The organism is Gemmatimonadales bacterium (assembly GCA_030697825.1).
Classification (GTDB): Bacteria; Gemmatimonadota; Gemmatimonadetes; order Gemmatimonadales; family JACORV01; genus JACORV01.
Window position 1 is genome coordinate 1 of the sequence record JAUYOW010000088.1, and the last position, 14,282, is coordinate 14,282.

Consider the following 14,282-nt stretch of genomic DNA (forward strand, 5'->3'; position numbering starts at 1 on the left):
ATTGCGCACTTTCTTGCTCACGGTGGGGATCACCTCGCGAATCTTGCGGGCGCCGCGGGCCAGGCGCTGGACGGCAGCCGCACACAGCCCCGTGTCGGTGGGATAGCGGATGTCCGCTTCCGCCACCGTGGAGTCGGCGCGCATAGCCCGGGGACGAAAGCGTCGCTCCCGAAGGGCCTTGTCGATCAGACCCCGGATCAACTCGTCGACCAGGCCCGGTCCCAGCCGGCGCGTGAGCTTGCGCACCGTAGACTCGTGGGGCACGTTCTCGACGATCGGGATGAGACAGAAGCGTCGCAGATGCAGCGAGTCGGAGACTTCTTGCATCAGCGTCTCGTAGCCCCAGCCGTAGCGATGCTTCAGCACCATCACGCGCAGGTACGTGGCCATGGGGATGGTGGGCCGGCCGTGCGGCGCGGTGTCCGGGTGCAGCTCGGCCCAGCGGGTGCGAAAGGGGACCAGCAGCTGGGGGTCGGCCACGAGCTGATCGACGGCCGCCAGCTCGGCGGGGAGCTGCTGCACGAGGGTGGGCAGGAGATGGTCCCAGAGGGTATCGACGGGTGTGCTGGACATGAGCCGGAGCATGGCGACCTCGCAGGTGGGGGCCGAGCGTAGTGAGGCGGAATCCGAGGGGCTTGCGGGTGGTGCCCATAGCCTACATCATAATACTGTGTAGGCACTTCGGCCAGGCTCTTATCTCGGGGAGAGGAACGCTCATGCCACGCGCGCCCGAACGCCGACTCGCCCGCTTACGCGCTCGCTACGAGAAGCACGCCGCGCAACTCGCCCGGGTGGGCTTCATGCTCAAGGGGAGTCTGGTGCAACGCTTCCTGACTTGTGGCACACCCAGCTGTCGCTGCCACACCGATCCGTCCCGGTTGCACGGTCCCTACTGGCAGTGGAGTCGCGCGGTCGGGGGGAAGACCGTGAGCCGGATGCTCCGCGAGGACCAGGTGCGACGCTATCAGGAGTGGATCGAGAACTGGAAACGATTCGACAAGATCGTCGCCAAGGTGCACGACGTCTCCTCTCAGGCCGACGCGATCCTCCTCGCCCAGGAGCGGGAATCGCGCGACAGGAACAACACCTCTCGGCACCACCCCCAGCCGAGGAAATCAGCCGCTCGGCGGTGATTTTTCCGGGGGAAGTAGCTAGACTATACGGTGACTCCCTCTAACCGGGCCTACGGAATGCGGTTAGCCCGCTGGATCGTCCGAGTCGGACTTACCGCACTCGGCGCCGTCATAGTGACGACCTGCAAGATCTCGGACGTGCTCACCACGCCCGGGGTCGGGAACGTGGCGCTCTCATACGGAGGCGCGACCGTCCTCGTCCTCGGCGCCACGGCGCCGGCGTCCGCGTCGGCGACGGTGGATGGCGGCCCGCTGCCACGGGCGCAGTTCGAATTCAGCTCCTCCGACAGCTCGATCGTCGCGGTGCGCGGGGACACCCTCGTCGCGAGGGCGCGCGGCTCTGCCACCCTCACCGTGCGGCTTTCCAGCTCGGTACTGCCGGACGAACCGCCGTCCATCTCCCAGCAGATCGACGTGGTCGTAGACACGGTCACCCTCGACTCCGCCTCGGTGCTGTTCACGAGCGTGGGCGACACCGTGACACTCACCGCGACGTCCCTCGACGCGGGCGGAAACTCGGTATCAGGGGCGGGCCCGGCATGGGCGACGTCGGATACTGGCGTGGTGGCGGTGACGAGCACCGGAAAGCTCTCTGCCAGGCGCAACGGAACGGCGACCGTCAAAGCCAGGGTGGACCGCGACAGCGCCCTCGTGACGGTCACGGTGCAACAGGTCCTGGACCACTACACCTTCGAGCCCGCCTCGCTCCGGGTGGACGCGCTCGCGGCCACCGCGCTGTCGGTGGCGACGGGGCGCGACGCGCGGAACAACTCCATGACCGGCGTGCCTCCGACCTGGACCATCGGGGACGCGAGCATCGCGTTGCTCAGCGCCACGACGGGCATCGTCACGACGCTCATCAACGGCGAGACCTACCTTTACGCGACCCGCGGCAGCGTGACGGACAGCGTGCTGCTGGTGGTGGACCAGAAAGCGACGCTGGTGTTCATCACGCCGGACCCGGTGCCCGCGCTCACCTCGATCAGCGACCAGGTCCAGCTCACCGGCCGAGCGTTCGATCGGCGCGGCATCGAGCTCCAGGGCGCGGCGCCGGCGTGGTTCACGCTCGACCCAGTTCGCCTTCGCGTCAGCTCGGAGGGGCTCGTCACGGCCCTCGCCGCCGGACTGGGTCGCGTGATAGCGACGCTCGACGGGGCCGTGGACACGGTAAACGTGAACGTGTCGAACGACCCGGCCGTGGTCGAGGTGACGCCCGACACGGCGTCCGCCACGAGCCTCGGTGACACGATCCAGTTCAGCGCCACCGTGCGGAACGGCCGAGACGACCCGATCGCCACGGCAGTCGTCGCGTGGCGCATGGCGGACCCGGGCGTCGCCGCGGTGCTCGCCGATGGGAGGGCGATCACGCTCTCCGTCGGCACGGCCCGGGTCATCGCCTCGATCGCCGGAAAGGCGGACACGGGGATCCTGCGGGTCACCAACCTGCCGGCCGTGCTCAACATCGTGCCCGACAACCGGACCCTGAACGCCATCGGCGTGGTGGACACGCCTGCCGTCACTATCCAGAACGCGCGTGGCGTCCCGCTCGCCCGCGGCTCGGTCACCTGGACGGCCGACGACGCCACCATCGTGCGGGTCAGCGGCCAGGGGTTTCTCACCGCTCGCGACACCGGCCAGACCTACGTCCACGCGAGCGGAGGGTTGCTCTCGGACTCGGTGCTCGTCACCGTGACCAACAACCCCGCGTCGATCGTGATCGCCGGCCGTGCCGTCGACACGCTCACCGCCCTTGGCCAGGCGCTGACGTTCACGACGACGGTGAGGAACGCCCGCAACGACCTCATCGCGAACTACCCGGTCCAGTGGCGCTCGGTGAACCAAACGGTGGTGGACACGGTCCAGTCGGATAACGTCGCGACCGCGATCGGCTTCGGAACGACGTTCCTGATCGCCCAGGGCGCGGGCGTCGCCGACACCATGGTTTTCGTGGTCCGCAACCCGACGCGGCTCTTCGTGGACAACTCGGTCGTCGCCAGCCCGCGAGTGGGCACGCTGGCGCGTCCGTACTCCAAGATCCAGGACGCGGTGGACGCCGCGGACGCGAACGACACGGTGGTCGTGCGGCGGGGCGCGAGCGCGTACTCTGAGACGGTCGCCCTCAGCCGGCGCATCTCGCTCCTCGGCGACTCGACGGACTTCGCTTCGGTGGCGGGCGGGCGCAATCCCGGGCTGCTGCCGGTGATCGGGCACGACAGCGGCGCCGCTGGCATCACGGCCTACACCACCGCGCCCGAGACCATCCGCTACTTCTCGCTCGTGCACACGCTCGACGGGGCCGCGATCGACGCGGACAGGTCGGACGTGACTCTGGAGTACGTGTACGTCAACCCGTCGGGATCGGTCAGCTCGCGCATCGGCCGGGGGATCTCGATCATGAACTCTCCCTCCGGCACGAGTGTGCGCAACGTGGTGGTGGATTCCGTGCGAGCCTACGGCATCCGCCTGGAGAACGTGTCGAACGCCACGATCCGGGCCGTGCAGGTGCGCGGCGTGGATTCGCTCGGCGCCGAGGCGGGCGCGGGCGTGGCCGTGCTGGGCGGCAGCGGCACAAGGCTCGCGAACACGTTGGTGCGGCTCGCGCAGGTGGGCGTCCTCGTCACGTCGGGGGCGACCGCGATGCGGATGGAGTCCACGGTCGTGTACCGCAACGCCTGGGGCGCTCGACTCGATGGTGGCAGCTTCTCGAACATTCAGGCACTCGATGTGTTCGACAATGACTCGGTGGGCGTGCTCAACCCGGTGGCGGGTCAGGTGATCGTGAACCTGGGGTGGTGGGGCGACAGCCTCGGTCCGCGCCGTGGGTCGGAGCCGGCGGCCGCCGGCGACACGGCGATCGGCGACGTATCCTTCACGCCTCTGCGCAGCACGCCGCTGGTTCCCGGGACGACCTTCGCCACGCTCAGGCGTCTGCGGGGGAACGGCCAGAACACGGCCACGAACAGCACGCTGCCCATTCCGTTCACGGTCCGGGCGATCTCCGCTGACGGATTCCCGGTGGCCGGCGTGAGCGTCACCTTCACCGTGACGGCCGGCGGCGGGCACTTCGTGGGTCAGTCGAGCGTGACGGTCGCGACCAACAGCTCGGGTCTGGCGCGCGCGACCTTCACCGCCGGCCCGGCGGCCGGCGTGCACACGGTCAGCACCTCGACGGCGTCGTCCGGCGGGCCGTCTTTCTTCGCCAACGTGTTCTGATGCCCACGAACTATCTCAAGTGCGGGACCGCGCTTTCATCGGGCGCCGCCTTTTGCGCCAACTGCGGCTGGCAGGTAACCGACCCCGGCATGGCGACGGTGGCGGTCGCCAGCAACGCGAGCGGCCTCGCGGAAGCGACGCTGACGCTGGGGGGGAGCGCCGGCTCGAACAGCGCCACGGCGATGGGAACGTCCGCCTCGCTCGGCACCGGGACCTTCACCGCGAACGGCACTTGATGCAGTGCATACACTGCGGGACCGAGGTGACCGCGGGTCAGCAATTCTGTGGCGCGTGCGGCGCGGCGGTGACCGATCCGGGTGCCGCGACGGTGACCATCGCGACCGCGGAGAAGCCCGGGGACCCGCTCCTCGCTCAGCTCAAGAAGGACCTGGCGGGCGAGTACGACGTGGACAGCGAGCTGGGCCGGGGCGGGATGGCGGTGGTCTACAAGGCGACCGAGATCGAGCTCTCCCGGGTCGTCGCGCTCAAGGTGCTGCCGCCGGGCATGGGCGGTGGGACGATGGCGGAGCGGTTCAAGCGCGAGGCGCGGATGGCGGCCGCGCTGGACCATCAGAACATCATCCCGGTCTACCGCGTGGGCCAGGCGGCCGGCACCTACTTCTTCGCGATGAAGTTCGTGGAGGGCCGGGCGGTAGACGCCATCATCGAATCGCAGGGGGCGCTGCCGGTCCCGGTCGTCATCGCCATCCTACGCGGCACGGCTAGCGCGCTGGCCTTCGGGCACGAGCGGGGCATCGTCCACCGCGACATCAAGGGCGCCAACATCCTCATCGACCGCGACGGCCGCGTGTTGGTGTCCGACTTCGGCATCGCGCGGGCCACGGAAGAGAAGACCCTGACCGCCAGTGGCTCGGTGATGGGAACGCCGCATTTCATGAGCCCGGAGCAGTGTTCCGGGGCCAAGGTCGGCCCGCAGAGCGACCAGTACTCGCTCGGCGTCCTGGCTTTCCAGATGATGACGGGGTCCGTGCCGTTCGATGCGGACTCCCTGATGCCGATCCTCCAGCACCACTTCTTCACGCCGCCGCCGGACATCGCATCAGTGCGGCCGGGCGTGCCACAGCCGCTGCTCGACGTCGTCTACCGCGCGCTCGCGAAGGAGGCAGCGGGGCGCTACGCCACCACCCGCGACATGCTCGCCGCGCTCGAGGCGATCCCCGTGACCGACGCGGAGCGGCGCGAGGCCGACGAGCAGTTGAAGACGCTCGCGATCGGCGCGCCGATCCCCAAGGTGAGGACCGGATCGCTTCCACCCCTCGGCGACACTCGGCTTGCCGGCTTCACCGCTGCCGGGACTTCGGCGCCGACGGTGACGGCGTCGAAATCGGTGCCGCCCCGGCCGGCGCCGAAGCCTCGCTCTAAAACGCCCGTGGTCATAGGTGTCGTGGTCGTGGTGGCGGTGCTGGGTGGCGGCGGGGCATGGGTTACGATGCAGCGCCGGCAGGCGGCGCTAACGGCCCGGGCCGTCGCGGACTCGACGCACCGGGCCGACTCTTCGCGTCAGGATTCGCTCCGGGTCGCCGCACTGGCTGCGGCGACCGCACGCGAGAGTACGGCCGCCGCGGTGGATACGGCTTCGCGCGGAGGCCGCGAGCCACCGGCGCAGCCGCGGAGGCCGGCGCCGCGTCCAACCGCGCCGGTGGCCACCCGGCAGGTGTCACCGCCCGCGCCTACGCCGACGGCTACCAACGCGACCGGGCTGATTCGCCTGAGGACAGTGCCTCCCGACGCGCAGATCTTCGTGGACGGCCGCTTCATGAGCGACGGGCAGCTCTTCGACGTGTCGTTGGCCGCGGGATCGCGCCAGATCCGCATCGTGTCCCCTGGATGTCAGACGATGGAGTTCGCGGTGACGATCGAGGCGGGCGGCACCTCGCGGCTGGGCACCCGAACCCTGACCTGTCAGTGAGGTGCGCGTGAAGCGTGCGCTGTTCGTCCTGACGCTGCTCGCAGCCGTCGCGGCGCCGCTGCGCGCCCAGAGCAACACGGCCGAAGCGCTCGACCGCGCCAGACGGCTCTACGAGGACCTGGAAGTCGAGCGCGCGCTGGTGATCCTCCGCGGCATCATCTCGCCACAATCGCCGTTCGAGGTGAGCCGCGAGCAGCGCGTGGAGGCGTACAAGTACCTCGGCGCGGCCCTGGCGCTCCAGCCGGGAGCGGCGAAGCGCGACTCCGCCGTGATCTACTTCCGGGCCGCCATCGAGCGGGACCCGTTCACCGACCTCGACCCGCGGGGCTTCAGTCCGACTCAACTCCAGGCCTTCGGCGAAGCGCGGAGCCGCACCTTCGCGGTGGCGCTCCGGCCGGTCGCGCCGGACACCGTGGATCCGCGGAGCGAGCAGGTCACGTTCCGCGGCCTCTCCTCGCACCTCGCCCAGCTGCGCGTCGAGCTGCGCGCGGCCGGCTCAACGCGCCGCGTGCTCTATGAGGGGGACAACGAAGGGCTGCGCGAAACGTCGTGGGACGGCCTTCTCGACGACGGAACGCTCGCGCCGGAAGATCGCTACGAGCTGTCCATCATCGGCCGGAGTCGCCTCATCCCGGCGCTCGTGGACACGGCAAACCTTTTCTTCGAGCTGACGCAGGAGCATCCGCCCCTCGAGGACACCTTGACCGCGCTCGGTCCAGCGGACCTGCTTCCCGAGCAGCATCCCGCCTCCGCCGCGACGGCCGACCTCCTCAAGGGCATCGGCGTGGCGGGCGCAGCACTGCTCATCCAGTCCACCCTCACGAGCCCCGATCTCGGCCGGGGCAGCAACGCGCTGTCGGGCGCGGTGGCGCTGTCGGGGATCGTCACGGGCGTTGCGTCGTTCGTCGCGCGTCAGCGGCACCGCGACATCCCGGCGAACATCGCGGAGAACGCGCGACGCGAGGCCGAGCGTGAGTCGCAGAACTCGGCCATACGGCAGCGCAACACCGCGATCCTTCGGGAGACGAAGCTGATCGTCACGCCGGCGGCGGGGGCGCGCCAATGAAGAAGGCGGACGGACGGACTACAGCGAGACGGGTGGCGGTAGTCCTGCTCACCGCGAGTGCCGCCGCCGCCGCACCGGCGGCGGCGCAGGTGGCGGTGTCGGGCTCCGCGCTGGTGTCGCAGGTGGAGCACCGGGTGAGCGCCGGACGCGGGGTGGAGCAGACGTCTGGCACGATCTTCGGTGGCGCGGCGACGCTGTATGTCGCGTCGCGGTTCGAGATCTCGGTGCAGGGCCAGTCCGGCACCCTCAACGCCGACTCGTCCTTCGCCGACGATCTTGATGACGCCGAGGGCGAGGTGCGCGTCGCCGTGCTCGCGGTGCCGTGGCTCGCGCTCGAGGGCGGGGTTAGCGCCCGCTCCTTCGCTACCGCGTTCGCGCGGCAGCGATGGGTGGCAATGCGCCTTGGCGCCGAGGCGCGGCTCGCCTTCGTGGGCGGCGCCATCCAGGGACGGGTGCGCGCGGAGCTGCTGCCGTCGGTCTCGGTCACGGGGCTCGAGGCGCCCAACCGTGCCGTGGCGGCGGCGGCGGGTCTCGAGTGGCGGAGCGGCCCGCTCACGGCAGGACTTCAGTATTCGCTGGAGCGTTACGACTTCCCGCTGGTCGGCGCCTTGAAGCGGCACGAGCAGCTGTCGGTGCTGACCGCGAAGCTCGGACTCGGGCTGGGGTCGCGCGAGTAGCGGGATCGCGCCAAGGCCCGCATCGCGGCGCATTTGCGCCCCTAGCCTGCTGCCGGTCAACGCGGAAGTCGTCCGGTAGCTCACAGATCCCGCGTGAGGTTGACTGTTTTTCGTCGCCGCGGGCACCGCGGTCGGATTCAGGCCCATTCCCCGATGTCACGGAGGCTTTCGATGCTGCTGCGACGTCCGGCTGTTCTGCTGCTTCTGGCGGCGGTCATGGTTCCGACGCGAGATGCGCTGGCCCAGCGCGCCGCCCCACGCCGCCTCACGTATCCGGCCAGCCCCCGCGGCACGGTGGTGGACACCTTCTTCGGCACCCTGGTGCCCGATCCGTACCGCTGGCTCGAGGACGACACCTCGGCGGCCACGCGCAACTGGACCGACCAGCAGAACGCGCTCACCGCGCGCGTCCTGGGCGCGGTGCCCGGCCGCGAGGCGATCCACGCGCGGCTCACCCAGCTCCTCTCGATTGGGACGGTGGGCTCGCCGACACCCAAGGGCAACCGCTACTTCTACACCAAGCGAGAGGGAACGCAGAACCAGCCCATCCTCTACGTGCGTGACGGGCCAACCGGCGCAGACCGGCCACTGGTGGACGTGAACGCGCTGAACGCCGAGGGCACCACGGCCATGGACTGGTGGTATCCGTCGGAGGGCGGGCGCTACCTCGCCTACGGTATCTCGCAGAGCGGGAACGAGCGGGCCACGCTACACGTCCGGGACGTGGCGACCGGCCGAGACTTGCCGGACACGATCCCGGACTGCCGCTTCTCGAGCGTCGCCTGGCTCCCCGACAACACCGGATTCTACTACACCCGCTTCCCCCATCCCGGCACCGTGCCGGAGGGCGAAGAGCACTACAACCAGCGGGTGCGCTTGCATCGCCTCGGCACCGACCCGGCGCGCGATGATTCGATCTTCGGGCGCCATCGGTTCCGCGAGGAGACGTACGGCGTGCAGGTGTCGCCGGATGGGCGATGGTTGCTCGTAACGGCGGGCCGGACCTTTTACGCGAACGACCTCTACCTGAAGGACCTGCGCTCCAACGGGCCGTGGGTCACGGTCGTCGAGAACGTGGACGCGAACTTCAACACCGACCTTCAGGACGACAGGCTGTACATCACGACCAACCAGGACGCGCCCAACTTCAAGATGTACGTCGCGGACCCGACGAACCCGGGACGCAGCGCCTGGCGCGAGCTGGTACCGGAACGAAACGACGCCGTGCTCGAGGGCGGAGGCGTGGTGGCAGGGCGGCTCGCTCTCCAGTACCTCAGGAACGCGTCCAACCGGCTCGAGCTTCACGCCCTCGACGGCTCGATGATCCGCGAAGTCGAGTTACCGGCGCTTGGCACCTTGACCGGCTTTGGGGGCAAGTGGAACGGGCAAGAGCTGTTCTTCGGGTTCACGTCGTTCACGGTGCCGCCGTCGGTCTACCGCATCGAGCTCCCCGGGACCGCGGTGGGGAACCCGGCCCTCTGGCAGCGCGTCGAGGCGCCGGTCGATCCGGCCAACTACGAAGTGAAGCAAGTCTGGTATCCGTCGCGGGACGGGACCTACGTCTCGATGTTCATCGTCCATCGGCGCGGGCTCGTGCTGAACGGACAGAACCCGACGGTGCTGAACGGCTACGGCGGTTTCCAGATCAGCCTCACGCCGAGTTTCAGCCGCGCCAACCTGCTGTGGCTCGAGAGCGGCGGAGTAATCGCCATCCCCAACCTCCGGGGCGGCGGCGAGTACGGCGAGCGCTGGCACCAGGCGGGGATGCTGGACCGCAAGCAGAACGTTTTCGACGACTTCATCGCCGCGGCGGAGTGGCTGGTCCTCAACCAGTACACCAGCTCGAGCCGTCTCGCGATCAGCGGCGGGTCGAACGGCGGGCTGCTGACGGGTGCGCTGGTCACGCAGCGGCCCGATCTCTTCCGCGCGGCGCTGGTCGCGGTGCCGCTCCTCGACATGCTTCGGTATCAGAGATTCCTCATTGCCCGGTTCTGGATCCCGGAATACGGCTCATCGGAGGACTCGACCCAGTTCGGATTCCTCCATGCCTACTCGCCGTACCACCGGGTGCGGAACGGCGTGCGGTATCCGGCGGTGCTCCTCACCGCCGCCGAGAGCGACAGCCGGGTGGCGCCGCTCCACGCGCGGAAGATGGGGGCGCGCCTTCAGGCAGCGAACGCGGGCGACCGTCCCATCCTGGTGCGCATCGAGACCCGCGCGGGTCACGGGGCGGGGAAGCCACTCTCCAAGCAGGTGGACGAGCAGACGGACATTTGGAGCTTCTTCTTTTCGCAGCTCGGCGTACGGCCGCCGGCGAGTGCGAGCATTGGTGCGGCGGGGGCGGCACATCAGTGAGACAGCACGTACGGACGGCCCGACGGACCAACGGGCGGACCGCCTCAGGATGACGGCGCGAGTGGTGCGGGTGGCCGCGGTGCAGGCCGCCGCGGCGTTCCTCGATCTTGCCGGCACGCTGGACCGCACGGAGGAATGGGCGCGCCGCGCCGCGGCCGAGGGCGCGAAGATCATCGCGTTCCCCGAGACGTGGTTGCCGGGATACCCGGCCTGGCTCGATTCGTCTCCGGAGGCGGCGGTGTGGGCGCACCCCGGGGCGAAGGTCGTCTTCGCCCGCCTGATGGAGAACGCGGTAGTCGTGCCGAGCGCGTCCACGGAACGGCTTGCGACCCTCGCGCGCGAGCTGGGTGTCACGCTCGTCCTGGGCGCTCACGAGCGCGCGGGCCGCACGCTGTACAACGCGCTCCTCACCTTCGGGCCCGACGGCTCGCTGCTCAATCACCATCGCAAGCTGATGCCCACCTACAGCGAGAAGCTGATCTGGGGCATCGGCGACGGTCATGGGCTCCGGGCGGTGGACACGGGCCTGGCGCGGGTGGGCGGGCTGGTGTGCTGGGAACACTGGATGCCGCTCGCCCGTCAGGCGATGCACGATGCGGGCGAGGAGATCCACGTGGCGGTCTGGCCCGGTGTGCCGGAGATGCACCAGGTGGCTTCGCGCCACTACGCGTTCGAGGGTCGCTGTTTCGTGATCGCGGTGGGGAGCATCCTGCGGCTGTCCGAGATGCCCGCCGAGCTGCCGCCGGTAGAGAAGTACGCGAAGAATCCCAACGGGCTGATGCTCGCGGGCGGGAGCGCCATAATCGCGCCGAACGGCCGCTATCTGGCGGGTCCCGCGTTCGACGAGGAGGTCATCGTCGCCGCCGATTGCGACCTCTCGGAGATCGCGAAAGAGTCGCAGACGCTGGATGTGAGCGGGCACTACAGCCGGCGGGACGTGCTCGATCTGGTGGTGAAACACTCGCCCCCCCGGCATTAGGGGCGAGGCGCTTCAGCGCCTGCCCTTGCCGAGAGCGTGCTACAGCTCGCCGATTGCGCCGCGCCGGCCCTCTGGCGAGGTTTCCGGCCATGAAGCCACTCAACATTCTGGATCAGGCCGGCGCGAGCCGGCCCTCGATGTACGACGAGCGCCTGGTCGCTCCGATGCGCGAGGATCTTACCAGCGTCGGCTTCGAGGAGCTGCGGACGCCGGAAGAGGTGGACGCGACCCTCAAGGATTCCAAGGGCACCGTTCTCGTGATGGTGAACTCGGTCTGCGGCTGCGCGGCGGGCCGGGCGCGGCCGGGCGTGAAGCTGGCGCTCCGGTCGGCGCCGCTGAAGCCGGCCAAACTGGCGACGGTGTTCGCGGGGCAGGACCGTGACGCCACCGATCGCGCGCGAAGCTATTTCGCCGGCAACCCGCCCACCTCACCGCAGGTGGCGTTGTTCAAGGACGGCGAGCTCGTGTACTTGATGCAGCGGCACCAGATCGAGGGAAGGGACGCGCCGGACATCGCCGCGGACCTGGTGAAGGTGTTCGAGAAGAACTGCGGCTAACGCCGAAGTCGGTGGGGCGCGATCGGTAACCGAAGCCCGATTCGCGTACCGAACGCGCCTGGCTCGATCACGAGCCCCGAGTATGGGATGTTCCGCGGCCCCCGCTCCCGCTTCAGCTCGAGCACGAAGAGGATCGCGCTCCCTACGATCGCCGTTTGTCCCGAGATCAGCCACGCGCGCGCGGTGCGGTCGCCTCGCACGATGTCCCGGTAGCGCGCCTCGGCCACCGGATCCGTATACCTGCCGTCCGTACCCAGTGCACATGCACCTTGCGCCTTGCAGTAGTCGGCCAAGGCGCGGAAGTCATCGTCGGCCTCCTGGTGCGTGCGGATGCCCATCGCGGTGAACCCCACTGCCACCGCCGCCGCCGCCCACTTCCCATATCTGATCCCCGGCGGCGTCACGACGTCGCGCGGCACCTGCACCTGCGCCGCCAGCGGCAAGCACGTGACGGCACACAGGAGTAGGCAGTAAAGGCTCTTCGCACCTGCCTCCTTCAACCTGTAGACCGCTGCAACCCTGCAACTCCGCAACTCTTGGCGCGCTGTCACCTGAACGCCACCACCTCTCCCCTTTGTGACACCGCCAGCACCATCCTCCCCTCAACGATAACCGGCTCCATTACGGGCGGCTCCAGCCTCGCCGTCCACTTCCGCACTCCCATCTCGTCCACCAGCGCCAGCTCGCCGTTCACCCCGCACACGAACACGCCTCCAGTCACCGGCACCGGGCCCGCCCGCGCGACCACGCCGAGCGCGACGCTCCGGGCGCGCTCCGGCCCGTCCAGCGGAACGATCCACAGCTGTCCGCGCGTGGTCAACGCATATGCCGTCCGCTCGCGCACCGCAACGCTCCCAACCACGCCGCCGCCCAGGTCGATGCCCCAGCGCACTTCGAACGTGCGCGAGTCCAGCGCTTCGAGCCGTCCGCCCATCGTACCCAGCAGCAGCAGGGAATCGGCGAAGAGCGCGGGTGCCGCGAGGACCGTACCGCGGGTGGCGCGCCGCGCGCGGATCGCCCCGCTCGCGCCATCCAGCAGGAAGATCGAGTCCGCAGCCGTCGCGATGACCACTCCGATGGGCACGGGCACCGGCGCGGTGCGGACTGCGCCGGAGAGCGGCACGCGCCAATGCCGGAGGCCGCTCGCCGCGGAGAACTGGGTGACGAGCCCCTCGATCGACGCAGAGTACAGTTCTGTTTCTCCAAGGGCCAGGGGCGCGACCACGTCGCCGGCCTGAGCCGACCAGATCGACCTGCCGTTCGTCAGCCTGAGCGCGTAGACGCGGCCGGTTCCGGTCTGGGTGGCCACGAAGATGCGGTCGTCGGCGAGGAGCGGGCCCGCGCCCACGTTGGTGGTGAGCCGCCGGCGCCAGATGACCTCGCCCGTCGCGCGGTCGAGGATAGCCACTTGGCGGTCTATCAGCGAGATCGCGACGAGGTCTTCGGAGAACGCCGGCCCGCCGACGATGCCGCGGCCCAGGTCGGCGCGCCACACGGGCTGCGGATCGGCGTTGACCGACTCGCGCGCCGCCGGCGCCCGCAGCGAGGAGCCGAGGTATGCGCGCCAGGCGTGGTCCTGCGACGAAGGCGCGGACCGCGGAACGCTCACGCACGCGTTGACGAGGCACAGCGCCGCGACTAGCATCCCCAACACCTTATGCCCACTCGTCATTGGATCTCCGAGCTTGCTTCGCATGTCGGCGAGCCGGTCGCCGTCAACGGCTGGGTCACCACCACTCGCTCCTCAGGCAAGATCGCCTTCGTCGTCGTTCGCGACGGCACCGGCTACCTCCAGGGCGTCATCGGCAAGGCCGGCGCCGCGCCGGAGGTCTGGGACCGCTTCACATCGCTCACCCAGGAGGCCTGCGTCCGTCTCGAGGGCGCGGTGCGCGCCGACCAGCGCTCGCCCGGCGGGGTCGAGCTTTCGGTCACCGGCCTAACGGTCCTCGGCCCGAGCGTGGACTTCCCCATCACGCCCAAGGAGCACGGGACAGCGTTCCTCATGGAGCGCCGGCACCTCTGGCTCCGCAGCCGCCGCCAGGTGGCCATCATGCGGGTGCGCGACGAGGTCATCAAGGCGATGCGCGATTTCTTCTACGAGCGCGGCTTCGCTCTCGTCGACACGCCCATCCTCACCGGCTCCATCGGCGAATCCGCCGGCACGCTCTTCGAGACCGAGTACTTCGACCTGGGCACGGCCTACCTGGGGCAGACGGGTCAGCTGTATCTCGAGTCCGCCTGCGCCGCCCTCGGCAAGGTCTACTGCTGCGGCCCGACCTTTCGCGCCGAGAAGTCCAAGACCCGGCGCCACCTCACGGAATACTGGATGGTCGAGCCCGAGGTCGCGTTCAACACCTCCGACGACAACATGC

13 protein-coding genes are annotated in these 14,282 nt (G+C 69.5%); 10 read left to right on the plus strand and 3 right to left on the minus strand.

Annotation, left to right across the window (positions count from 1 at the left end):
- Nucleotides 1-585, minus strand: a 585-nt coding sequence (locus tag Q8Q85_04465) for a transposase (GenBank protein MDP3773499.1), incomplete at its 3' end; no start/stop codon positions are given.
- A 131-nt stretch (nt 586-716) separates the two neighbouring features.
- On the opposite strand from Q8Q85_04465, the gene Q8Q85_04470 reads away from it, so the two are divergent.
- The 9 genes from Q8Q85_04470 to Q8Q85_04510 all read left to right on the plus strand — a co-directional run bounded on the left by Q8Q85_04470 (nt 717) and on the right by Q8Q85_04510 (nt 11,910).
- Nucleotides 717-1,133, plus strand: a complete 417-nt coding sequence (locus Q8Q85_04470) for a hypothetical protein (protein ID MDP3773500.1) — start codon at nt 717-719, stop codon at nt 1,131-1,133.
- Between the two features lie 114 nt (nt 1,134-1,247).
- Nucleotides 1,248-4,346 (plus strand): right-handed parallel beta-helix repeat-containing protein, encoded by a 3,099-nt coding sequence (locus Q8Q85_04475; protein ID MDP3773501.1) that lies wholly within the window; start codon nt 1,248-1,250, stop codon nt 4,344-4,346.
- A complete protein-coding gene (locus Q8Q85_04480; protein MDP3773502.1) occupies nt 4,346-4,582 on the plus strand; it encodes a hypothetical protein in 237 nt (78 codons plus the stop codon). Before Q8Q85_04475 ends, Q8Q85_04480 begins: the two co-directional genes overlap by 1 nt.
- 92 nt (nt 4,583-4,674) lie before the next feature.
- Nucleotides 4,675-6,276, plus strand: coding sequence for a serine/threonine-protein kinase (locus Q8Q85_04485; protein ID MDP3773503.1), 1,602 nt, complete (start codon nt 4,675-4,677; stop codon nt 6,274-6,276).
- A gap of 7 nt (nt 6,277-6,283) precedes the next feature.
- Nucleotides 6,284-7,342: a hypothetical protein gene (locus tag Q8Q85_04490; GenBank protein MDP3773504.1), complete on the plus strand. Its 1,059-nt coding sequence runs from the start codon at nt 6,284-6,286 to the stop codon at nt 7,340-7,342.
- Nucleotides 7,339-8,019, plus strand: coding sequence for a hypothetical protein (locus Q8Q85_04495; protein MDP3773505.1), 681 nt, complete (start codon nt 7,339-7,341; stop codon nt 8,017-8,019). The genes Q8Q85_04490 and Q8Q85_04495 overlap by 4 nt, the downstream gene beginning before the upstream one ends.
- 171 nt (nt 8,020-8,190) lie before the next feature.
- Nucleotides 8,191-10,374, plus strand: a complete 2,184-nt coding sequence (locus tag Q8Q85_04500) for a prolyl oligopeptidase family serine peptidase (GenBank protein ID MDP3773506.1) — start codon at nt 8,191-8,193, stop codon at nt 10,372-10,374.
- A gap of 49 nt (nt 10,375-10,423) precedes the next feature.
- A complete protein-coding gene (locus Q8Q85_04505) occupies nt 10,424-11,353 on the plus strand; it encodes a carbon-nitrogen hydrolase family protein (protein ID MDP3773507.1) in 930 nt (309 codons plus the stop codon).
- 89 nt (nt 11,354-11,442) lie between these two features.
- Nucleotides 11,443-11,910 (plus strand): BrxA/BrxB family bacilliredoxin, encoded by a 468-nt coding sequence (locus Q8Q85_04510; GenBank protein ID MDP3773508.1) that lies wholly within the window; start codon nt 11,443-11,445, stop codon nt 11,908-11,910.
- On the opposite strand, the gene Q8Q85_04515 is transcribed toward Q8Q85_04510, so the two are convergent.
- Together Q8Q85_04515 and Q8Q85_04520 are read right to left on the minus strand one after the other, a co-directional pair.
- Nucleotides 11,907-12,335, minus strand: coding sequence for a hypothetical protein (locus tag Q8Q85_04515; protein ID MDP3773509.1), 429 nt, complete (start codon nt 12,333-12,335; stop codon nt 11,907-11,909). The two genes, Q8Q85_04510 and Q8Q85_04515, sit on opposite strands and share 4 nt — an antisense overlap.
- 122 nt (nt 12,336-12,457) lie before the next feature.
- Nucleotides 12,458-13,582: a PQQ-like beta-propeller repeat protein gene (locus Q8Q85_04520; protein ID MDP3773510.1), complete on the minus strand. Its 1,125-nt coding sequence runs from the start codon at nt 13,580-13,582 to the stop codon at nt 12,458-12,460.
- Between Q8Q85_04520 and Q8Q85_04525 the strand changes: the two genes are divergently transcribed.
- Nucleotides 13,568-14,282, plus strand: a 715-nt coding sequence (locus Q8Q85_04525) for an amino acid--tRNA ligase-related protein (GenBank protein MDP3773511.1), incomplete at its 3' end; no start/stop codon positions are given. The two genes, Q8Q85_04520 and Q8Q85_04525, sit on opposite strands and share 15 nt — an antisense overlap.

Excerpts from the sequence above, each read along its gene's own strand:
- Q8Q85_04470 (MDP3773500.1), top strand. The coding sequence starts at position 717 with ATGCCACGCGCGCCCGAACGCCGACTCGCCCGCTTACGCGCTCGCTAC.
- Q8Q85_04480 (MDP3773502.1), top strand. The coding sequence starts at position 4,346 with ATGCCCACGAACTATCTCAAGTGCGGGACCGCGCTTTCATCGGGCGCC.
- Q8Q85_04495 (MDP3773505.1), top strand. The coding sequence starts at position 7,339 with ATGAAGAAGGCGGACGGACGGACTACAGCGAGACGGGTGGCGGTAGTC.
- Q8Q85_04500 (MDP3773506.1), top strand. The coding sequence starts at position 8,191 with ATGCTGCTGCGACGTCCGGCTGTTCTGCTGCTTCTGGCGGCGGTCATG.
- Q8Q85_04505 (MDP3773507.1), top strand. The coding sequence starts at position 10,424 with ATGACGGCGCGAGTGGTGCGGGTGGCCGCGGTGCAGGCCGCCGCGGCG.
- Q8Q85_04510 (MDP3773508.1), top strand. The coding sequence starts at position 11,443 with ATGAAGCCACTCAACATTCTGGATCAGGCCGGCGCGAGCCGGCCCTCG.
- Q8Q85_04520 (MDP3773510.1), bottom strand. The coding sequence starts at position 13,582 with ATGACGAGTGGGCATAAGGTGTTGGGGATGCTAGTCGCGGCGCTGTGC.